This window comes from Mycobacterium sp. 1245801.1, assembly GCF_001673055.1.
Taxonomy (GTDB): Bacteria; Actinomycetota; Actinomycetes; order Mycobacteriales; family Mycobacteriaceae; genus Mycobacterium; species Mycobacterium europaeum_A.
Genome location: NZ_LZKY01000223.1, coordinates 1 through 19,556 on the forward strand (window position 1 = coordinate 1; position 19,556 = coordinate 19,556).

Annotated in this window: 22 protein-coding genes and 2 pseudogenes; 20 read left to right on the forward strand and 4 right to left on the reverse strand. The window is 69.4% G+C overall.

Annotation, left to right across the window (positions count from 1 at the left end):
- A pseudogene (locus tag A5622_RS30780) lies at window positions 1–87 on the reverse strand (hypothetical protein); the annotation flags it as partial.
- Between A5622_RS30780 and A5622_RS28310 the strand changes: the two are divergent.
- The 17 genes and pseudogenes from A5622_RS28310 to A5622_RS14825 form a co-directional block, all read left to right on the forward strand.
- Window positions 61–588: pseudogene (locus A5622_RS28310) on the forward strand (cell division protein FtsH); the annotation flags it as partial. The pseudogenes A5622_RS30780 and A5622_RS28310 sit on opposite strands and share 27 nt — an antisense overlap.
- A 16-nt stretch (window positions 589–604) precedes the next feature.
- Entirely contained in the window at window positions 605–1,219 is a 615-nt protein-coding gene (folE, locus tag A5622_RS14750) for a GTP cyclohydrolase I FolE (protein WP_066879442.1), read from the forward strand.
- The gene (gene folP, locus A5622_RS14755) at window positions 1,216–2,067 is read left to right on the forward strand and encodes a dihydropteroate synthase (protein ID WP_156752961.1); all 852 of its coding nucleotides are present in this window, start codon (window positions 1,216–1,218) and stop codon (window positions 2,065–2,067) included. Before folE ends, folP begins: the two co-directional genes overlap by 4 nt.
- Window positions 2,060–2,461, forward strand: coding sequence for a dihydroneopterin aldolase (folB, locus tag A5622_RS14760; protein WP_066868388.1), 402 nt, complete (start codon window positions 2,060–2,062; stop codon window positions 2,459–2,461). Before folP ends, folB begins: the two co-directional genes overlap by 8 nt.
- Complete coding sequence (gene folK, locus A5622_RS14765; protein ID WP_066879448.1) at window positions 2,458–3,003, forward strand: 2-amino-4-hydroxy-6-hydroxymethyldihydropteridine diphosphokinase; 546 nt, start codon at window positions 2,458–2,460, stop codon at window positions 3,001–3,003. The genes folB and folK overlap by 4 nt, the downstream gene beginning before the upstream one ends.
- Window positions 3,003–3,479 (forward strand): DUF3180 domain-containing protein, encoded by a 477-nt coding sequence (locus tag A5622_RS14770; protein ID WP_066868391.1) that lies wholly within the window; start codon window positions 3,003–3,005, stop codon window positions 3,477–3,479. The genes folK and A5622_RS14770 overlap by 1 nt, the downstream gene beginning before the upstream one ends.
- Window positions 3,480–3,553: 74 nt before the next feature.
- Window positions 3,554–4,963, forward strand: coding sequence for a DUF6779 domain-containing protein (locus A5622_RS14775; protein WP_066879450.1), 1,410 nt, complete (start codon window positions 3,554–3,556; stop codon window positions 4,961–4,963).
- A gap of 114 nt (window positions 4,964–5,077) precedes the next feature.
- A complete protein-coding gene (locus A5622_RS14780; protein WP_066879453.1) occupies window positions 5,078–5,989 on the forward strand; it encodes a Rossmann-like and DUF2520 domain-containing protein in 912 nt (303 codons plus the stop codon).
- A complete protein-coding gene (panC, locus tag A5622_RS14785; protein ID WP_066879456.1) occupies window positions 5,986–6,918 on the forward strand; it encodes a pantoate--beta-alanine ligase in 933 nt (310 codons plus the stop codon). The genes A5622_RS14780 and panC overlap by 4 nt, the downstream gene beginning before the upstream one ends.
- Entirely contained in the window at window positions 6,918–7,337 is a 420-nt protein-coding gene (gene panD, locus A5622_RS14790) for an aspartate 1-decarboxylase (protein ID WP_066868400.1), read from the forward strand. The genes panC and panD overlap by 1 nt, the downstream gene beginning before the upstream one ends.
- 2 nt (window positions 7,338–7,339) lie before the next feature.
- Window positions 7,340–8,155, forward strand: coding sequence for a type III pantothenate kinase (locus A5622_RS14795; protein ID WP_066868401.1), 816 nt, complete (start codon window positions 7,340–7,342; stop codon window positions 8,153–8,155).
- 43 nt (window positions 8,156–8,198) lie between these two features.
- Window positions 8,199–9,695: a lysine--tRNA ligase gene (lysS, locus tag A5622_RS14800; protein WP_066879459.1), complete on the forward strand. Its 1,497-nt coding sequence runs from the start codon at window positions 8,199–8,201 to the stop codon at window positions 9,693–9,695.
- A gap of 128 nt (window positions 9,696–9,823) precedes the next feature.
- The gene (gene lsr2 / locus A5622_RS14805) at window positions 9,824–10,162 is read left to right on the forward strand and encodes a histone-like nucleoid-structuring protein Lsr2 (protein ID WP_066868403.1); all 339 of its coding nucleotides are present in this window, start codon (window positions 9,824–9,826) and stop codon (window positions 10,160–10,162) included.
- Window positions 10,163–10,510: 348 nt separating this feature from the next.
- Window positions 10,511–13,057, forward strand: coding sequence for an ATP-dependent protease ATP-binding subunit ClpC (clpC1, locus tag A5622_RS14810; protein WP_066868404.1), 2,547 nt, complete (start codon window positions 10,511–10,513; stop codon window positions 13,055–13,057).
- 190 nt (window positions 13,058–13,247) lie between these two features.
- Window positions 13,248–13,463, forward strand: coding sequence for a CbtB domain-containing protein (locus A5622_RS14815; protein ID WP_066868405.1), 216 nt, complete (start codon window positions 13,248–13,250; stop codon window positions 13,461–13,463).
- Between the two features lie 9 nt (window positions 13,464–13,472).
- Window positions 13,473–14,258 carry a CbtA family protein gene (locus A5622_RS14820; protein WP_066879462.1) on the forward strand — a complete coding sequence of 262 codons (786 nt, stop codon included), beginning with the start codon at window positions 13,473–13,475 and terminating at the stop codon, window positions 14,256–14,258.
- Window positions 14,255–14,803, forward strand: coding sequence for a histidine phosphatase family protein (locus A5622_RS14825; RefSeq protein ID WP_066879465.1), 549 nt, complete (start codon window positions 14,255–14,257; stop codon window positions 14,801–14,803). Before A5622_RS14820 ends, A5622_RS14825 begins: the two co-directional genes overlap by 4 nt.
- Before the next feature lie 3 nt (window positions 14,804–14,806).
- On the opposite strand, the gene A5622_RS14830 is transcribed toward A5622_RS14825, so the two are convergent.
- Window positions 14,807–16,171, reverse strand: a complete 1,365-nt coding sequence (locus A5622_RS14830; RefSeq protein ID WP_066879468.1) for a serine hydrolase — start codon at window positions 16,169–16,171, stop codon at window positions 14,807–14,809.
- Window positions 16,146–16,466, reverse strand: a complete 321-nt coding sequence (gene mhuD / locus A5622_RS14835) for a mycobilin-forming heme oxygenase MhuD (protein ID WP_007772332.1) — start codon at window positions 16,464–16,466, stop codon at window positions 16,146–16,148. The genes A5622_RS14830 and mhuD overlap by 26 nt, the downstream gene beginning before the upstream one ends.
- Window positions 16,467–16,529: 63 nt before the next feature.
- Here mhuD and A5622_RS14840 point away from each other — a divergent pair, with 63 nt between their 5' ends.
- A complete protein-coding gene (locus A5622_RS14840; RefSeq protein WP_066868413.1) occupies window positions 16,530–17,285 on the forward strand; it encodes an alpha/beta fold hydrolase in 756 nt (251 codons plus the stop codon).
- On the opposite strand, the gene A5622_RS14845 is transcribed toward A5622_RS14840, so the two are convergent.
- Entirely contained in the window at window positions 17,268–18,167 is a 900-nt protein-coding gene (locus A5622_RS14845; RefSeq protein WP_066868414.1) for an A/G-specific adenine glycosylase, read from the reverse strand. The genes A5622_RS14840 and A5622_RS14845 overlap by 18 nt on opposite strands.
- Window positions 18,168–18,182: 15 nt before the next feature.
- Here A5622_RS14845 and A5622_RS14850 point away from each other — a divergent pair, with 15 nt between their 5' ends.
- Together A5622_RS14850 and A5622_RS14855 are read left to right on the forward strand one after the other, a co-directional pair.
- The gene (locus A5622_RS14850; RefSeq protein ID WP_066868416.1) at window positions 18,183–18,800 is read left to right on the forward strand and encodes a carbonic anhydrase; all 618 of its coding nucleotides are present in this window, start codon (window positions 18,183–18,185) and stop codon (window positions 18,798–18,800) included.
- A gap of 127 nt (window positions 18,801–18,927) precedes the next feature.
- The coding region (locus A5622_RS14855) for a hypothetical protein (protein WP_156749056.1) at window positions 18,928–19,556 on the forward strand (629 nt) is incomplete at its 3' end.

A 19,556-nucleotide genomic window follows, 5' to 3' on the forward strand; every position in this document is an offset into this window, starting at 1 on the left:
GGCCAGCTCGCCGGGCGTCTTGATCGGCGGTTTGTCCGACGGGATACGGCCGCCGAAGTCGTCGAACATGGTGAGCCGTGGCCGCCGCCGACCCCCGAGCCGGCCTTCAAGGCGGCCATCGCCCGGGCCAGCGAGGCGGCCGCCGCCGCGCGGCTGGATGCCGATCGAAACGCCAACGGCGGCAACGGTTCTCATGGCGCTCAGGGTGGCGGTAATCGGCAGGGCGATCCGCAGGGTCCCACCCAACCCGACTACGGGGCCCCCGCCGGCTGGCGCGCGCCCGGCTGGCCGCCGCAGCAACAACAGCCGACTTACTGGCATCCGCAGCCCGGGCAGCAGCAGCCCTATTGGCAGCAACCGCCGCGCGGTTACCCGGGCCCCCAGGGCTACCCGGGACCGCAAGGCCATCCCGGCGGTCAGCAAAGTTATCCCGGTCAGCAGGGTGGAGCGGGTCACCCGGGTCAGGCGCACCCGTCGTACCCGCCGTATCCGCCGTATCCGCCGCCCGGCCAACCCGCCCCGGAGGGTGGGTCGCCGGACCGGCAGGATGACGACGTGAGCCGGTCCAACCCGCCGGCTCACGGCTGAGCAAACGGAGGATTCGATGGCCTTACGCGGTTTGGGGCCCGATACCGCGGTGCCCGCGACGCGCGCGTTCGATCAGGAGCGCGCCGAGGCCGCGGTCCGCGAGTTGCTGCACGCGATCGGCGAAGACCCCGACCGGGACGGCCTGCGCGAGACACCGGCTCGCGTCGCGCGCGCCTACCGCGAGATGTTCGCCGGGCTCTACACCGATCCCGACAGCGTGCTGAACACCATGTTCGACGAGGAGCACGACGAACTGGTGCTGGTCAAGGAGATTCCGCTGTACTCCACGTGTGAGCACCACCTGGTGGCGTTCCACGGTGTGGCCCACGTCGGCTACATCCCGGGCAACGACGGCCGGGTCACCGGCCTGTCGAAGATCGCCCGACTGGTCGACCTGTACTCGAAGCGGCCCCAGGTGCAGGAGCGGCTCACCAGCCAGATCGCCGACGCCCTGGTGAAAAAGCTCAACCCGCGTGGCGTGATCGTCGTGGTCGAGGCCGAACACCTGTGCATGGCGATGCGCGGTGTGCGTAAGCCCGGAGCGGTTACGACTACCTCGGCGGTGCGCGGCCTGTTCAAAACCAACGCGGCTTCTCGAGCCGAGGCGCTCGACCTGATCCTGCGTAAGTGAGTCCGGCGCCCGTGCAGGTAATGGGAGTTCTGAACGTCACTGACGATTCGTTCTCCGACGGCGGCCGCTACCTCGATCCCGACAAGGCGGTGGCGCACGGGTTGGCCTTGGTCGCCGACGGCGCCGACATCGTCGACGTCGGGGGAGAGTCGACCCGGCCCGGCGCCACGCGGATCGACCCCCGGGTCGAAACCGCCCGGGTTATACCCGTCGTCAAAGCGCTTGCGGCTCAAGGGATCACCGTCAGCATCGACACCATGCACGCCGATGTCGCGCGCGCGGCGCTGTGCGGCGGAGCGCGCATCGTCAACGACGTGTCCGGCGGCCGTGCCGATCCCGCGATGGCGCCCCTGCTGGCCGACGCGAAAGTGCCGTGGGTGCTGATGCATTGGCGATCGGTGTCGGCCGCGCGCCCGCACGCGGCGCCGCAGTACCGCGACGTGGTGGGCGAGGTGCGCGACGAGCTGCTGGCCAGCGTCGACGCCGCGGTGTCCGCCGGTGTCGACCTCGGCCAGCTGATGATCGATCCCGGATTGGGGTTCGCCAAGACGGGACAACACAATTGGGCGCTGCTGCATGCCCTGCCGCAGCTGGTCGCCACCGGCATCCCGGTGCTGCTGGGTGCGTCGCGCAAACGGTTCCTCGGTACGTTGTTAGCCGGGGTCGACGGTGCGCCGCGACCGCCCGACGGGCGCGAGACGGCCACCGCGGTGGTGTCGGCGCTGGCCGCCCTGCACGGCGCCTGGGGGGTGCGGGTGCACGACGTGCGCGCCACGGTCGATGCCCTCAAGGTCGTAGCGGCCTGGACCGGCGGGTCGCACACGGAACTGGCTGGAGACAATGGCTGATCGAATCGAATTGCGCGGCTTGACGGTTCGCGGACAACACGGGGTGTTCGACCACGAGCGTGCCAACGGTCAGGACTTCGTCGTCGACATCACGGTGTGGATCGACCTCGCCGGCGCCGCCGCCAGCGACGAACTGGCCGACACCTATGACTACGCGGCGCTGGCCCGGCTGGCCGCCGACGTGGTGGCCGGGCCCGCGCGCAACCTGATCGAGACGGTCGGCGCCCAGATCGCCGACCAGGTGATGGACGACGAGCGCGTGCACGCCGTCGAGGTGGTGGTGCACAAGCCGCAGGCTCCGATCCCGCAGCAGTTCGCCGACGTCGCCGTGGTGGTGCGGCGGTCGCGCCGCGGCGGCCGCGGTTCGGTGGTTCCGGCGGGCGGGGCCCTATGACACGCGTGGTGCTGTCGATCGGCTCGAACCTGGGCGACCGGCTGGCCCGGTTGCAGTCCGTCGTCGACGGGCTGGGGGAGACGGTGCGCGCAGTGTCACCGGTGTACGAGACCGACCCCTGGGGCCGGGTGGATCAGGCGCCGTTCCTCAACGCGGTGGTGATCGCCGACGACCCGTCCCGGGACGGGCAGGCCTGGCTGCGCCGCGCGCAGGAATTCGAGCGGGCGGCGGGCCGCGTGCGCGGGGAGCGCTGGGGGCCGCGCACCCTCGACGTCGACCTGATCGCCTGCTACGGCCCGACCGAGGTGATCTCCCGGGAGAACAACCTGACGCTGCCGCACCCGCTGGCCCACCTCCGGGCATTCGTACTCATTCCCTGGCTGGACGTCGAGCCGGACGCGCGGCTGACCCTGGCCGATGGTCCGCAGCCGGTCGCGGGCCTGCTCGCCCAGCTGGAAGCGGCCGACCGGGACGGCGTCCGGCCGACCAACCTGACCCTGCGGGCGAACGGGAAGCCGGCCGATCGGGGGCCGACGACCTGATGGGACCCACCCGCAAGCGTGACCTGACCGCCGCGGTGGTGGGCACCGCCGTGGTGGGATACCTGCTGGTCAAGGGCCTATACCGGTGGTTTCCGCCGATCACCGTGTGGACCGGCCTGTCGCTGCTGGCGGTGGCCGTCGTCGAGGCGCTGTGGGCGCGCTACGTGCGGGCGAAGATCAGCGAGGGCGAGATCGGCTCCGGCCCGGGCTGGCTGCATCCGCTCGCGGTGGCGCGCAGCCTGATGGTTGCCAAGGCCTCGGCCTGGGTCGGCGCGTTGATGCTGGGCTGGTGGGTCGGCATCCTGGTGTACTTCCTGCCCCGCAAATCGTGGTTGCGGGCCGCCGCCGAGGACACCACGGGGACCGTGGTCGCGGCCGTCAGCGCGCTGGCGCTGCTCGTTGCCGCGCTGTGGCTGCAACATTGCTGCAAGTCACCGCAGGATCCTACTGAGCACGGCGAGGGCGCGGAAAGCTAGCACTGGCAAGCCCGGGTGAGAATCGCCGGAGGCACGCGACACGCGGATTGACCTCCCACAGGTACTCTCAGGCCATGACCGTTCTGTCCCGCGGCGCCCGGGTGCGGCGCGGCGGCCGCAGGCCGGGGTGGGTGCTCTTGACCGCGTTGCTGGTCCTCGCGATGGGGGCCAGCTCCGCATTGGTTTTCACCAATCGGGTGGAACTTCTCAAGCTCGCTGTAATCCTGGCGCTGTGGGCCGCAGTCGCCGGCGCCTTCGTTTCCGTGCTCTATCGACGCCAAAGCGACGCCGATCAGTCCCGGGTCCGCGACCTCAAGCTGGTCTACGACCTGCAGCTGGACCGGGAGATCTCGGCCCGGCGTGAATACGAACTGACCGTGGAGTCGCAGCTGCGCCGCGAGCTGGCCTCCGAGCTGCGCGCCCAGGCCGCCGACGATCTGGCCGAGTTGCGTGCGGAACTGTCCGCCCTGCGGACCAGCCTGGAAATCCTGTTCGACACCGATCTGGCGCAGCGCCCGGCCCTCGGGGGAACGCCCGAAGCCGAGCCGCAGCCGGAGCGCGCGTACAGCGAGTGGGATCGCAACGGCGAAAACCCGCGCGACAACCCCGTCGACTGGGTGTCCAGCGACCGCGTGACGTCGGTGCCGCAGGACAACCGCGACGACGCCATCATCGACGTGCCCGAAGAACCGCTGATCCCGCCTCGCCAGCAGCCGCCGCCCCGCCGTGAACGGGTCCGCAACCAGTACGAACCGGCGCCGGATCCGGCGTACGCCGAGCAGCCCGCATACGCCGAGGAGTCCGCGTACGCGCGACCGGCGGAACAACGGTTCGAGCCGCGTCAGCAACCGTCATCGCCGCCGGCGGCGCAGTTCCAACCGGAGCCGCAGCCCGAACCCGAACCGGCGCCGGAACCCCAACGGCAGCCGCAGGCGCACTGGCCGGGCCAGGGCTGGCAGCCGGCCGCCGCGGGAGGGCTGTGGTTGCCACCCGGCACGCCGGGCAGCAATTGGGTCGGCGGTGATTCGCCGGGCGAATCGGCCGGCGGACGGCGGCGCGCCCGGCATTCGGGCGTCGACGACGCCTGGGATGGGATGCCCGTCGAGCCGGTCCCGCCTGCGCCGTACGGCGACTCCGGTCGCCGGGCGCGGTCGCGTCACTCCGCGGAGTACCGCGACTACGGCGCCCGCAATTCCTTGCCCGGCGACGAGGCCCCGGTCGTGTCCCCACCGGCCGCCGCGACGCCGTCCCCGCCACCGCCCCCGGCGCAACCGGGCCCGTCCGCCGCTGCGCCCCCGCCCCCGCGGCTGGCGCCGCCGCCGGCACCCGAGCAGGCGCCCCGGCACGGCGGCGACCCCCAGCAAGACGGCCCCGACGGCGCCGGCGAAGGCAGCTCGACGGGTGGTCAGTCGGTCGCCGACCTGCTGGCCCGCCTGCAGGTGCAGCCCTCCGAAGGAGGCCGGCGCCGCCGCCGCGAGAGCTGAGCTGGGAGCTTCCTCACATTGGGTAACGCCTGGTAATCGACTACAGTCGTACTGACCGAACGGTACCCACCAAGTGGGACCGGAACGAAACAAGATTCTGTGAGGTCGTCTGCGATGGTGCAGTTCGACGGTCTGCGCCCGGCTCGGCTCAAGGTGGGAATCATCTCGGCCGGCCGGGTCGGCACCGCCCTCGGTGTCGCGCTGGAGCGCGCGGACCACGTCGTGGTGGCGTGTAGCGCCATCTCCCGTGCGTCCCGGCAGCGCGCCGAGCGCCGGCTGCCCGACACCCCGGTGGCGGCGCCGCCGGAGGTGGCCGCCGGTGCCGAGCTGTTGCTGCTCGCGGTGCCCGACAGCGAGCTCGCCGGGCTGGTGTCCGGGCTGGCGGCGACGTCGGCGGTGCGGCCCGGAACCATCGTGGTCCACACGTCCGGCGCCAACGGGATCGGCATTCTCGAGCCGCTGGCCCGGGACGGCTGCATCCCGCTGGCGATCCACCCGGCGATGACATTCACCGGCTCCGACGAGGACATCAGCCGGCTGGCGGATTCCTGCTTCGGCGTCACCGCGGCCGACGAGGTCGGCTACGCGATCGGGCAATCGCTGGTCCTGGAGATGGGCGGGGAACCGTTCTGCGTGGCCGAGGATGCGCGCGTTCTGTACCACGCCGCGCTGGCCCATGCCGGCAACCACATCGTGACCGTGGTCGCCGACGCGCTCGACGCGCTGCGCGCCGCCCTGCGCGGCAGTGAACTGCTCGGCCAACAGACGGTCGACGACCAGCCGGGCGGCATCGCCGAACGCATCATCGGACCGCTGGCCCGGGCCGCGCTGGACAACACCCTGCAGCGCGGGCAGGCCGCGCTGACCGGCCCGGTCGCCCGTGGCGACGCGGCCGCGGTCGCCGGGCATCTGGCCGCGCTGACCGAGGTCTCCCCGGAACTGGCGCAGGCCTACCGGGTGAACGCCCTGCGGACCGCCCAGCGCGCGCACGCCCCCCGCGACGTCGTGGAGGTGCTCTCGCCATGAGCCCCGGCAGGCCGCCCGCCTTCACGGCGGGTGAACTCAACGTCTATTCCGCCCCGCGCGATGTCACCGAGGTCAGCCGGGCCCTGCGCCACACCGGGCGCCGGGTCATGCTGGTGCCCACCATGGGCGCGCTGCACGACGGGCACCTGGCGTTGGTGCGCGCGGCCAAACGGGTGCCCGGTGCGGTGGTGGTCGCATCGATCTTCGTCAACCCGCTGCAGTTCGGCGCCGGCGAGGACCTCGACGCCTACCCGCGGACCCTGGATGACGACGTCGCCCTACTGCGTGCCGAGGGCGTCGAAATCGTCTTCGCCCCAACGGCCGCCGCGATGTATCCCGATGGGCTACGCACCACCGTGCAGCCCGGACCGCTGGCCGCCGAGCTCGAGGGCGGGGCGCGGCCCACCCATTTCGCGGGCGTGCTGACCGTGGTGTGCAAGCTGCTGCAGATCGTGCGCCCGGACCGGATCTTCTTCGGCGAGAAGGACTATCAGCAGCTGGTGATGATCCGCCAGATGGTCGCCGACCTCAACATCGACACGCAGGTCGTGGGGGTGCCGACGGTCCGGGAGTCCGACGGCCTGGCGATGTCGTCGCGCAACCGCTACCTAAACCCCACCCAACGCGAACTGGCCGTGACGCTTTCGGCGGCGCTGACCGCCGGTGCGCACGCCGCGCACCACGGCGGTGCGGCCGCACTGGCCGCGGCCCGCGCGGTGCTCGACGCCGTGCCCGACCTCACCGTCGACTACCTGGAGCTGCGCGACGCCGCCCTGGGCCCGGCGCCCGCCCACGGCTCGGCCCGGCTGCTGGTCGCGGCCCGGCTGGGCACCACCAGGCTGTTGGACAACATCGAACTGCAGATCGAAACACCCGCCGGCACCGCTGGGCCGGACGGACACTACGCCCAATCACCTTGGAGGAATTGATGCTACGGACGATGCTCAAGTCGAAGATCCACCGGGCCACGGTCACGCAGGCCGACCTGCACTACGTCGGCTCGGTGACCATCGACGCCGATCTGATGGACGCCGCGGACCTGCTTGAGGGCGAACAGGTGACCATCGTCGACATCGACAACGGCGCCCGGCTGGTCACCTATGCGATCACCGGCGAACGCGGCAGCGGGGTGATTGGAATCAACGGTGCCGCAGCGCATCTCGTGCACCCGGGCGACCTGGTTATTCTGATCGCTTACGGCACCATGGAAGAGGCCGAGGCGCGGGTGTACCAGCCGCGGATCGTCTTCGTCGACGCCGACAACAAGCCGATCGACCTCGGCCACGATCCGGCGTTCGTGCCCGCTGACGCGGCCGAGCTGCTGGATCCCCGGATCGTTGCGCGGTAGCCGTGCTGCTGGCGATCGACGTCCGTAACACCCACACCGTCGTCGGGCTGATCTCGGGATCCAAAGAGCACGCAAAGGTCGTGCAGCAGTGGCGGATTCGCACCGAAGCCGAGATCACCGCCGACGAACTGGCGCTGACGATCGACGGACTCATCGGCGACGACTCCGAACGGCTCACCGGAGCCGCGGCGCTGTCGACCGTCCCCTCGGTGCTGCACGAGGTGCGGCTGATGCTCGACCAGTACTGGCCGTCGGTGCCCCACGTGTTGATCGAACCCGGGGTGCGTACCGGCATCCCGCTGCTGGTCGACAACCCAAAGGAAGTCGGCGCCGACCGAATCGTCAACTGCCTGGCCGCCTTTCATCGCTTCAACAGCCCGGCCATCGTCATCGACTTCGGATCCTCGATCTGTGTGGACGTCGTGTCGGCCAAGGGCGAATTCCTCGGTGGGGCGATCGCGCCCGGATTGCAGGTGTCCTCCGACGCCGCCGCGGCCCGCTCGGCGGCGCTGCGCCGGGTGGAGCTGACCCGGCCCCGTTCGGTGGTCGGCAAGAACACCGTCGAGTGCATGCAGGCCGGTGCGGTGTTCGGGTTCGCCGGGCTGGTGGACGGTCTGGTCGGGCGGATTCGCGAGGATGTGGAGGGCTTTGCCGGCGACGACGTCGCGATCGTCGCCACGGGCCACACCGCGCCGCTGCTGCTGCCCGAACTGCAGACGGTCAGCCACTACGAGAAGCACCTGACGCTGGACGGCCTGCGGCTGATCTTCGAACGCAACCGCGACGCCCAGCGCGGCCGGCTCAAGACCGCACGCTGACGGCACCGCGCCCTCAAAGCCCGGTCCTTTAAGCTGGCACGTCGTGAGTGCCGACGACCTAGACATTCCCGAGCAGTACCGCATCCGCCGGGATAAGCGCGCTCGGCTGCTCGCCGAAGGCCACGACCCCTACCCGGTCGCCGTCGAACGCACCCACACGCTGGCGCAAGTCCGCGCCGCCCACCCCGACCTGCCGGTGGACACCGCGACCGACGACGTCGTCGGCGTCGCCGGCCGGGTGATCTTTGCCCGCAACTCCGGCAAACTCTGCTTCGCCACACTGCAGGAGGGCGACGGAACCAGCCTGCAGGTGATGATCAGCCTCGACAAGGTCGGCCGGCAATCCCTGGACGCGTGGAAGGCCGACGTCGACCTGGGCGACATCGTCTACGTGCACGGCAACGTGATCAGCTCACGGCGCGGCGAATTGTCCGTGCTGGCCGACTCCTGGCAGATGGCGTCCAAGTCATTGCGTCCGCTGCCCGTCGCGCACAAGGACATGAGCGAAGAGGCGCGGGTACGGCAGCGCTACGTCGACCTGATCGTGCGCCCGCAGGCCCGCACGGTGGCCCGCCAGCGGATCGCCGTCATCCGCGCGATCCGCAACGCGCTGGACCGGCGCGGGTTTCTCGAAGTCGAAACCCCAATGTTGCAGACGCTGGCCGGTGGCGCGGCGGCGCGGCCCTTCATCACGCATTCCAATGCGCTCGACATCGATCTCTACTTGAGGATCGCACCGGAACTGTTCCTCAAGCGGTGCGTCGTCGGCGGTTTCGACAGAGTTTTCGAACTTAATCGCGTGTTCAGAAACGAAGGTGCGGATTCAACGCATTCTCCGGAATTCTCCATGCTGGAGACCTACCAGGCGTACGGCACCTATGACGATTCGGCAGTAGTGACGCGCGAGCTTATTCAAGAGGTGGCCGATGAGGCGATCGGAACCCGACAACTCCCGCTGCCCGACGGCAGTGTCTACGACATAGACGGAGAATGGGCTTCCATCGAAATGTACCCGTCGTTGTCCGCGGCACTCGGTGACGAGATCACGCCGGGGACCTCCGTCGAAGAACTGCTCGGCATCGCCGACCGGCTCGGCGTCGAGATCCCCCGCGACCGGGGTTACGGGCACGGAAAAATCGTCGAGGAACTCTGGGAGCACACGGTGGGCAACGACCTCGTCGCCCCGACGTTTGTGCGGGATTTCCCGGTCGAGACAACGCCTTTGACGCGCCAGCACCGCAGCATCGCGGGCGTCACCGAGAAGTGGGACCTATATGTGCGTGGCGTCGAGTTGGCCACCGGGTACTCCGAGCTGAACGATCCGGTCGTGCAGCGCGAGAGGTTCGCCGCGCAAGCGCGTGCTGCCGCCGCGGGCGACGACGAAGCCATGGTGCTCGACGAGGATTTCCTCGCCGCACTCGAGTACGCGATGCCCCCATGCACGGGAACGGGAATGGGTATCGACAGGTTGTTGATGACATTGACCGGTCTGTCAATTCGAGAGACAGTTTTGTTCCCGATTGTTCGGCCGCAGTCGTAGGTCAAAGTTTCAACTGTGCGGCTTCCGTACAGATTGAGTATGCTTCGCTGTTATGGCAGATTGGTGACCGGGGAGGTCCGATCCAATCTGCTCAGTATCCGCACAGGACGAAATGCGAGGGTAAGCCAATGGCAAAAAAAGTGACCGTCACCTTGGTCGATGATTTCGACGGTGCCGGCGCGGCCGACGAAACGGTGGAATTCGGGCTTGACGGGGTGACCTACGAGATTGATCTTTCGTCCAAGAATGCCGCGAAACTGCGCGGCGATCTCAAGCAATGGGTGGAGGCCGGCCGACGCGTCGGCGGCCGCCGGCGCGGGCGTTCCGGCTCGGGCCGCGGGCGCGGCGCGATCGACCGCGAGCAGAGCGCGGCCATCCGCGACTGGGCCCGCCGCAACGGGCACAACGTGTCGACGCGCGGGCGCATCCCGGCCGACGTGATCGACGCATTCCACGCGGCGACGTAGCAGCCGTACCGACCGGCGCCCGGGCTCGAAGGCCCGGGCGCCGGTTTGTCATTTCGCTGGGCGCGAAACAATAGTCGGGCGGCTTGGGAAACGAATTGGAAGTGCGCGACGTTTCTTCAGTTACGGCGCGCAACGCCGCAGGCTGTCGCAGGTGAGATCGGCCCTACAAAGGGCGCCGGAAGACCGGGCGGCTCCGCAGCGAAGAAGGCGCCGGCAAGGTTAGGCCCGCCGGCAAGCCGACCATTACAGTGGAGGCAGGTACGCGATTCCGGCCACAGGAGACCGGCAGGATTGCTCGAACGGCCGCTAACTAGTTTGTACCGATGTTGAGGGAGAGCAGGTAACCCGATGTTTGAAAGATTCACCGACCGAGCACGGCGGGTCGTCGTCTTGGCGCAAGAAGAAGCGCGGATGCTCAACCACAACTACATCGGCACCGAGCACATCCTGCTGGGTTTGATCCACGAAGGTGAAGGCGTCGCGGCGAAGTCGCTGGAGTCGCTGGGCATCTCGCTCGAGGGCGTCCGCAGCCAGGTCGAGGAGATCATCGGCCAGGGCCAGCAGGCCCCGTCCGGGCACATCCCGTTCACCCCGCGCGCCAAGAAGGTTCTGGAGCTGAGCCTGCGCGAGGCGCTGCAACTCGGCCACAACTACATCGGCACCGAGCACATTTTGCTGGGGCTGATCCGCGAGGGCGAGGGCGTGGCCGCGCAGGTGCTGGTGAAGCTCGGCGCCGAACTGACCCGGGTGCGCCAGCAGGTGATCCAGCTGCTGAGCGGCTACCAGGGCAAGGAAGCCGCGGAGGCCGGCACCGGTGGCCGCGGCGGCGAATCCGGCAGCCCGTCCACGTCGTTGGTGCTCGACCAGTTCGGCCGCAACCTGACCGCCGCCGCGATGGAGGGCAAGCTCGACCCGGTCATCGGCCGCGAGAAGGAAATCGAGCGGGTGATGCAGGTGCTGAGCCGGCGCACCAAGAACAACCCGGTGCTGATCGGCGAGCCGGGCGTCGGTAAGACCGCCGTCGTCGAGGGCCTGGCGCAGGCGATCGTGCACGGCCAGGTCCCGGAGACCCTGAAGGACAAGCAGCTCTACACCCTCGACCTGGGTTCGCTGGTAGCCGGCAGCCGCTACCGCGGTGACTTCGAGGAGCGCCTGAAGAAGGTGCTCAAGGAGATCAACACCCGCGGCGACATCATCCTGTTCATCGACGAGCTGCACACCCTGGTGGGTGCCGGCGCCGCCGAGGGCGCGATCGACGCCGCGAGCATCCTCAAGCCCAAGCTGGCCCGCGGCGAGCTGCAGACCATCGGCGCCACCACGCTCGACGAGTACCGCAAGTACATCGAGAAGGACGCCGCCCTGGAGCGCCGCTTCCAGCCCGTGCAGGTGGGTGAGCCGACCGTCGAGCACACCATCGAGATCCTCAAGGGTCTGCGCGACCGTTACGAGGCGCATCACCGGGTGTCGATCACCGACGGCGCGATGGTGGCCGCGGCCACCCTGGCCGACCGGTACATCAACGACCGGTTCCTGCCCGACAAGGCGATCGACCTGATCGACGAGGCCGGGGCGCGGATGCGGATCCGCCGGATGACCGCGCCGCCAGACCTGCGCGAGTTCGACGAGAAGATCGCCGAGGCGCGCCGGGAGAAGGAATCGGCGATCGACGCCCAGGACTTCGAGAAGGCCGCGAGCCTGCGCGACCGCGAGAAGCAACTGGTGGGCCAGCGCGCCGAGCGCGAAAAGCAGTGGCGCTCGGGCGATCTCGACGTGGTCGCCGAGGTCGACGACGAGCAGATCGCCGAGGTGCTGGGCAACTGGACCGGCATCCCGGTGTTCAAGCTCACCGAGGCCGAGACCACCCGCCTGCTGCGCATGGAGGATGAGCTGCACAAGCGGATCATCGGCCAGGAGGACGCCGTCAAGGCCGTCTCCAAGGCGATCCGCCGCACCCGGGCCGGGCTGAAAGACCCCAAGCGCCCGTCGGGTTCGTTCATCTTCGCCGGCCCGTCCGGTGTCGGTAAGACCGAGTTGTCCAAGGCGCTGGCCAACTTCCTGTTCGGCGACGACGACGCGCTCATCCAGATCGACATGGGTGAGTTCCACGACCGGTTCACCGCGTCGCGGTTGTTCGGCGCCCCGCCGGGATACGTCGGCTACGAGGAGGGCGGCCAGCTCACCGAGAAGGTGCGGCGCAAGCCGTTCTCGGTGGTGCTGTTCGACGAGATCGAGAAGGCCCACCAGGAGATCTACAACAGCCTGTTGCAGGTCCTCGAGGACGGCCGGCTCACCGACGGTCAGGGCCGCACGGTCGACTTCAAGAACACCGTGCTGATCTTCACCTCGAACCTCGGCACCGGCGACATCTCCAAGCCGGTGGGCCTCGGCTTCACCCAGGGTGGCGGTGAGAACAACTACGAGCGGATGAAGCAGAAGGTCAACGACGAGCTGAAGAAGCACTTCCGCCCGGAGTTCCTCAACCGCATCGACGACATCATCGTCTTCCACCAGCTGACCAAGGACGAGATCATCAAGATGGTCGACCTGATGATCAACCGCGTCGCGACCCAGCTCAAGAGCAAGGACATGGCCCTCGAGCTGACGGACAAGGCCAAGGCGTTGCTGGCCAAGCGCGGCTTCGACCCGGTGCTGGGTGCCCGCCCGCTGCGGCGCACCATCCAGCGCGAGATCGAGGACCAGCTGTCGGAGAAGATCCTCTTCGAGGAGGTCGGTCCGGGCCAGGTCGTCACGGTCGACGTCGACGACTGGGACGGCGAAAGCGCCGGCGAGGACGCAAAGTTCACCTTCACCGGCACCCGCAAGCCGCCGGCCGAGCCGGACCTGGCCAAGGCGGGGGCGCACAGCGCCGCGGACCCGGGGCCGGACGCGCAGTAGCAGTCAACAGAAAACGGGCGGTAACTCCTACGCGGACTACCGCCCGTTTTCGCTGCGCCCTACACTGACCGTTGTCATCGAAGTGTCACGGAATCTGGTGAAAGTCCAGAACGGTCGCGCCACTGTCCACAGTCAGACCCGAGACTCGTCACACCCAGCGGGGACGCGTTATCCCCAGAAGGAGCCGATTGTGTCCCACCCGCAGCTCACCGGCAGCCGCACCCGATCGATCGATCTTTCGGCGGCGAGCACCGCGCTCTGGCTGGCGGCGACCGTCTTCCTCGCGCTGCTGGCGCTGTACTTCGTCGGCGTCGACCAGGGGGCGGTGTCGTTGTTCGGCAGCGACTCGCACGTGCACGAGTTCGTGCACGATGCGCGGCACCTGCTCGGCTTCCCCTGCCACTGACCCGATCTCGTGGAGAAACGCCTGATCGCGGGCGGTCTGCTGGCGGGTGCCGTCGGCGCGGTGCTGGCGTTCGTCTTCGCCCGCCTGTGCGCCGAGCCCGTCATCGCCCGCGCAATCGCTTTTGAAGACGGCCGCACCGACGCCGAGAATGCGCACGGCTTGCACGAGCACGGCGCCGAGTTGTTCACCCGCGGTGTGCAATCGGGCCCCGGGCTCGGCTTCGGTGTGCTGATCTTCGGCCTCGCCATGGGCGCGCTGTTCGCCGTGCTGTTTAGTGTGGTCTACGCACGCACGGAAACCGCTCGGCCGCAAGCCCTTTCGCTGCTCCTGGCGGCCGGCGCGTTCGGGGCGGTGTACCTGGTGCCGTTCGTGAAGTATCCGCCGAATCCGCCGGCGGTCGGACAGGCCGACACCATCGGGGCGCGCACTGGCTGGTACCTGGTGATGGTGGCGGTTTCGGTGGCGCTGGCGATCGGCGCCGTATGGCTGGCGCGGCGCCTCGCCGCGCGGTTCGGCGGGTGGAACGCCGGCCTGCTGGCGGCCGCGGCGTATCTGGTGGCCGTCGTCGTGGTGGCGGTGTCGCTGCCGAGCGCGGACGAGACCCCCGAGCCGCTGCGCGACGCCGCGGGGACCATCGTCTATCCGGGATTTCCCGCCGACGTGCTCTACGAGTTCCGGCTGCTGTCGCTGGCCACCCAGCTGGTGTTGTGGGCGGCAATCGGGCTGGTATTCGCGGCGATCAGCGGGCGCCTGCTCGGCGCGCGGACGAAGCAGGAGCCGAGCATCGCGGCGTGACCGACGTGCTCCGGCTGACCCTGGTGTCGCATGGCATGACCGATGCCATGGCCGACAAGCGTTTTCCCGCCGACGAGCCGCTGAACGCGATCGGCCGCCGCGAGGTCGAAGCGGTGGGCGGCCTCGTCGCCGCCGCGCCGCGGCAGCTGGCCGCGCCCGAGCGGCGCACCGGGCAGACCGCGAAACTGCTTGGGCTGCACGCCGAAACCGAGCCACGGTTGGCCGATCTCGACTGCGGAAGCTGGCGTGGCGCGGCGCTTGCGGCCGTGCCGCCCACCGAACTCGAGGTGTGGCTGAGCCGGCCGGGCGCCGCGCCGCACGGCGGTGAATCGATCGCCGACCTGATCTCGCGGATGTCACACTGGTTGGAGTCGTTGATCCCCAACCCTTTACGGACGGTAGCGGTGACCCACCCGGCGGTGATCCGCGCGGCGGTCGTGGCGGCGTTGGACGCCGACCCGGCGTCGTTTTGGCGCATCGACGTGGCGCCGGCCGGACGCATCGTCATGCATTTCCGGGACGGCCGTTGGACGCTGCGGTTGTGAGAGTCAGCGCGGGGCGATCAACGCGAAGGCCTGTTTGGCGATCTTGAGCATCCAGCTGGTCACGGTGGGCCCGTGATCGCGCGGCCAGTTCAGCTGGAAGCTCACCACCCACGGCTGCTGCGTCTTGTCGACGGCATACCAGCTGAACGTCAAATCACCCGGCAGGCCACCGGCTTTCGCGCCGATGTACGGCCAGACGTCGTGGTCGAGCTGGATGCCCGCGACCGCGGACAGGATCTCGCGCACCGGTGCGGCCTTGCCGACCGCGTCGGCCTGCAGCGCCGCGTGAACCCGGCAGATGTCCTCGGCGTTGCCGTACCACTCCGCGCCATAGGAGGACGCCGGCGAGTGCGCGCGCATCGGATCGGGGTCATACGGCGTCGAATTCGCCTGCTCGAGCAGTTGACCGCGGACCTGCGGCGACCCGTGCTCCCACTGGCTGCGCAGGTCGGGCCTGCCCCAGCCGACGGAGAACAGCTCGTACATGGTGGGGAACGGGGTCATGCTGGCCGGGTCGTGATGGCCGGCCGTGGCGAGCGCTTGCTCGATCGCGTGCGTGCCCAGCCGCCCGATCAGCAAGTCGGTGGCCATGTTGTCACTGGTGGCGATCATCTTCTCGGCGGCGGTGCGCACCGAAACATGCGCTCCGGCAGGCAATGCCAATCCCGACGAGCCCACGGCCCGGCTCTTTTCGGTCACGGTCAACTGGTCGTCCCAGGACACCGTGCCGTCCTTGATCGCGCCCGCCAGCGCGTGCAACACGTAGAGCTTGAAAATGGATGCCAGCGGCAAAGATTGGTGCGTGTTGGTGCCCGCCACCGGCTCGCAGCGCCCGTCGTCGACCTTGGCGACCTGATAGGAGTAGCGCGCACCGGTCTTGCTCAGCACCGCGTCGATGTCGTGCCACGAGTTGATGGTCGGTGCCTGGGTGTCGAGGTCGAAATGATCCACATAACCGCCGTCGTCGGTGTGGATCCGGATGTCTTGCCGGGCACCGTAGGACGACGTCAGGTGCAGGGTCGCCACGCTCGCGCCCAGGTCGACGCCGTCGAGGGTGAACGGACGGTCCCACCACAGCGCCTCCATGGTGGTCTCCACCGACTCGACCTTGTCGGGTGCGGCGAGGGTGCCGACCCCGACCGGGCCGATGGGCCAGTCGGAGTTGAGCATGTCCAGCGTCTGCTGGGCCCGGACGCCGGGTGGGGTCCGGGTGTCGATCTGCCGCCCCGGATTGGCCGCGTTGGCCTGCGGGGACGGATTGGGGGCGCAACCGGGCGCCAGTGTCACTACCAGTGCGGCGGCCGCGCTCGCCGTCAATGCGCGGCGCCGCGCCGATAAGCCGCTAGCCAGCCTGCTTGTTGCCGGCAACGTCCATCACAACCTCGAATTCCAGCAGCGAGGCCCCGGTGGCCACCGGCTTCGCCCGCTCCCCGGAGTGCGCTTCGATGGCGGGCCCCTGCGCCCAGGCCTGGAATGCCTCTTCGGACTCCCACTGGGTCACCACGAAGTAGCGGTTCTCGCCCTTGATCGGGCGGAGCAGCTGAAAGCCGAGGAAGCCGGGCTGGTTGTCGACGGCGTGCGCCCGGTGGGCGAACCGCTTCTCCAGCTCCGGGCCGGCGTCGGCGGGTACTTCGATTGCGTTGATCTTCACCACTGGCGACATGCCGCTAGGCTACCCCGCCCATCCCGGTGCCGGGGCCCTGGGCGGTGCACGCAAGATGGTGCTATGCCCAGCGATCTGTTGACTTGCCACGGGGGAGAGGGCGACCCGCTGGTGCTGGTGCACGGCCTGATGGGACGGGGAACCACCTGGCCGCGCCAGCTGCCGTGGCTGACCGGGCTGGGCACCGTCTACACCTACGACGCGTTGTGGCACCGGGGCCGCGACGTCGACGATCCGCACCCGATCAGCACCGAACGGTTCGTGGCCGATCTGGCCGACGCGGTGAGCACGCTGGCCGGCCCGGTGCGGATGGTCGGGCATTCGATGGGCGCCCTGCACTCGTGGTGTTTGGCCGCCGAACACCCGGAACTGGTGTCCGCCCTGGTGCTCGAGGACATGGCGCCGGACTTCCGCGGTCGCACCACCGGCCCCTGGGAACCGTGGCTGCATGCCCTCCCGGTCGAATTCGATTCCGCCGAGCGGGTTTTCGCCGAGTTCGGCCCCGTCGCGGGCCAGTATTTCCTGGAGGCCTTCGATCGGACCGAAACCGGTTGGCGGCTGCATGGTCACACCGCGCGCTGGATCGAGATCGCCGCGGAATGGGGCACCCGCGACTACTGGGCACAGTGGCGCGCGGTGCGCGCCCCCGCGCTGCTCATCGAGGCTGGCAACTCCGTCACCCCGCCGGGCCAGATGCAAGAGATGGCGGAAATATCAAGCGGTGCAACATATTTGAAGGCCCCGCAGGCCGGTCACCTGATCCACGACGAAGCGCCGCAGCTGTACCGCCAGGCCGTCGAGTCATTCCTCGCCGGCTAGGGCGAAGCGCCCGTCGCGCGTCTGCGTCACCAGCCCGTCGGCCAGCAGCGAATACAGCGCCCGGTCGCGCTGCGCGGTGTCGGTCAGCCACGCCACATCCAGCTCGGCTCGGGTCACCGGAGAATCGTTGGCGCGCAACACATCCATCAACCGACCGCGGACCTGGCGGTCGGTTCCGGCGTAGGTCTGGACGCGACGGGCCGGCCCCTGCGCGGGCGGATAACCGGCGCTTCGCCACCCGCAGCTGCCCAGCGGGCACAGCCCGCAACGCGGCGCGCGCGCCGTACACACCGTCGCGCCCAGCTCCATCAGCGCCACGGAGAACCTCGGTGCCGTGGCGTCGGCGGGCAGCAGCGCCGACACGTCGGCGTGGTCGCGCGTCGCGGACGGCGCGCCCGCGTCAGCCAGGCCGTGCACCACCCGCGCCACCACCCGGCGAACGTTGGTGTCCACCACCGGAACCGGCTGCTGGTACGCGAAGCAGGCGATCGCCCGGGCGGTGTAACTGCCGACACCGGGCAGCGTCAGCAAGGTCTCGACGTCCTCGGGAACCTCGTCGCCGTAGTCGCGGGCGATCACGATCGCGCACTCGTGTAACCGCTTGGCCCGCCGCGGGTAGCCCAGCTTGCCCCACGCGCGCAGCACGTCGGCCGCGCTGGCCGCGGCCGTGGCCGACGCGGTGGGCCAGCGTTGCACCCAGTCCGTCCAGATCGGCAACACCCGCGCCACCGGCGTCTGCTGCAGCATGAATTCGCTGACCAGAATCTGCCAGGCGCTCACCCCCGGCTCGCGCCACGGCAGATCGCGGCGCGCGATGTCGTACCACCCCAGAAGTTCATTCGCCGGGATTGGAGGTCGGCTAGTCACGGGCAACCGCGGCACAGCACAATGTGTGCCATGCCCAACACCACTCCGGCAACAGCATGGAAAACACTCAAAGAGGGTAACGAGCGATTCGTCGCCGGCCGCCCCGAGCATCCGAACCAAAGCGTCGAGCGTCGCGCGAGTCTGGCCTCCGGCCAACAGCCGATCGCGGCCGTGTTCGCCTGTGCGGACAGCCGGGTGGCCGCCGAGCTGCTCTTCGACCAGGGACTGGGCGACATCTTCGTGGTTCGCACCGCCGGGCAGGCGATCGACACGGCGGTATTGGGCTCCATCGAGTACGCCGTCGCGGTGCTCGACGTTCCGCTCGTCGTCGTCGTCGGCCATTCCGGCTGCGGCGCGGTCAAGGCGGCCGTGGGGGCGATCGATGACGGCGCGGTGCCCGGCGGTTTCGTGCGCGACGTGGTGGAACGGGTGGCCCCGTCCATCCTGGTCGGCCGGCGCGACGGCCTGAGCAGCGTCGACGAGTTCGAGAAGCGGCACGTCGCCGAAACCGTCGCGCAGCTGGCGGCCCGCTCGACGATCATCGCCGAGCGGTTGGCCGCAGGCACGCTGGCGATCGCCGGCGTGACCTATCAGCTCGCCGACGGCCGGGCCGAGCTGTCCGACCACGCCGGCGACCTGGGCGAGTAACCAGCGGCGGATACGGCCCGCGCCACCCCGGTGGCGGGCCGCTACTACACGGCGGTCGGCCAGCAAACCTGGCGACACGCCGAGGCGGGTCAGCCGAATCGACGTGACCTGGGCCTACGCTGCGAACGTGCTCGATCTGGAACCGCGTGGCCCGCTACCCACCGAGATCTACTGGCGGCGCAGAGGCCTGGCCATTGGTATCGCGGTCGTCGTGATCGGGATCGTGGCCGCCGTCGTCATCGCCTTCATGGGAAACAGCGCGGGAGCCAAGCCCGCCAACGCCGACAAAGCCAGCGCCGCCGCCAACAAGCCGGGATCGCCTGCGCCCCAGGCGCCCCCGCCGCCCGGACCCGAGGGCCCCGCCCCGGCCGTGCCGCCGGCGCAGGGACAGAACCCCGAGACCCCCACCCCCACCGCCGCGGTGCAGCCCCCGCCGGTGCTCAAAGAGGGCGACGACTGCCCCGACTCGACGCTGGCGGTCAAGGGCCTGACCAACGCGCCCCAGTACTTTATTGGTGACCAGCCGAAGTTCACCATGGTCGTCACCAACATCGGACTGGTGGCCTGCAAGCGCGACGTTGGGGCCGCGGTGCTGGCGGCCTACGTCTACTCGCTGGACAACAAGCGGCTGTGGTCGAACCTGGACTGCGCGCCGTCCAACGAGACGCTGATCAAGACCTTCACCCCGGGCGAGCAGGTGACCACCGCGGTGACGTGGACGGGCATGGGCTCGGCGCCGCACTGCCCGCTGCCGCG

What these genes read in the sequence shown, in the direction of transcription:
- folE (WP_066879442.1), top strand. Translation starts at nt 605, where the DNA reads ATGGCCTTACGCGGTTTGGGGCCCGATACCGCGGTGCCCGCGACGCGC.
- folB (WP_066868388.1), top strand. Translation starts at nt 2,060, where the DNA reads ATGGCTGATCGAATCGAATTGCGCGGCTTGACGGTTCGCGGACAACAC.
- folK (WP_066879448.1), top strand. Translation starts at nt 2,458, where the DNA reads ATGACACGCGTGGTGCTGTCGATCGGCTCGAACCTGGGCGACCGGCTG.
- A5622_RS14770 (WP_066868391.1), top strand. Translation starts at nt 3,003, where the DNA reads ATGGGACCCACCCGCAAGCGTGACCTGACCGCCGCGGTGGTGGGCACC.
- A5622_RS14775 (WP_066879450.1), top strand. Translation starts at nt 3,554, where the DNA reads ATGACCGTTCTGTCCCGCGGCGCCCGGGTGCGGCGCGGCGGCCGCAGG.
- A5622_RS14780 (WP_066879453.1), top strand. Translation starts at nt 5,078, where the DNA reads ATGGTGCAGTTCGACGGTCTGCGCCCGGCTCGGCTCAAGGTGGGAATC.
- panC (WP_066879456.1), top strand. Translation starts at nt 5,986, where the DNA reads ATGAGCCCCGGCAGGCCGCCCGCCTTCACGGCGGGTGAACTCAACGTC.
- panD (WP_066868400.1), top strand. Translation starts at nt 6,918, where the DNA reads ATGCTACGGACGATGCTCAAGTCGAAGATCCACCGGGCCACGGTCACG.
- lsr2 (WP_066868403.1), top strand. Translation starts at nt 9,824, where the DNA reads ATGGCAAAAAAAGTGACCGTCACCTTGGTCGATGATTTCGACGGTGCC.
- clpC1 (WP_066868404.1), top strand. Translation starts at nt 10,511, where the DNA reads ATGTTTGAAAGATTCACCGACCGAGCACGGCGGGTCGTCGTCTTGGCG.
- mhuD (WP_007772332.1), bottom strand. Translation starts at nt 16,466, where the DNA reads ATGTCGCCAGTGGTGAAGATCAACGCAATCGAAGTACCCGCCGACGCC.
- A5622_RS14840 (WP_066868413.1), top strand. Translation starts at nt 16,530, where the DNA reads ATGCCCAGCGATCTGTTGACTTGCCACGGGGGAGAGGGCGACCCGCTG.
- A5622_RS14850 (WP_066868416.1), top strand. Translation starts at nt 18,183, where the DNA reads ATGCCCAACACCACTCCGGCAACAGCATGGAAAACACTCAAAGAGGGT.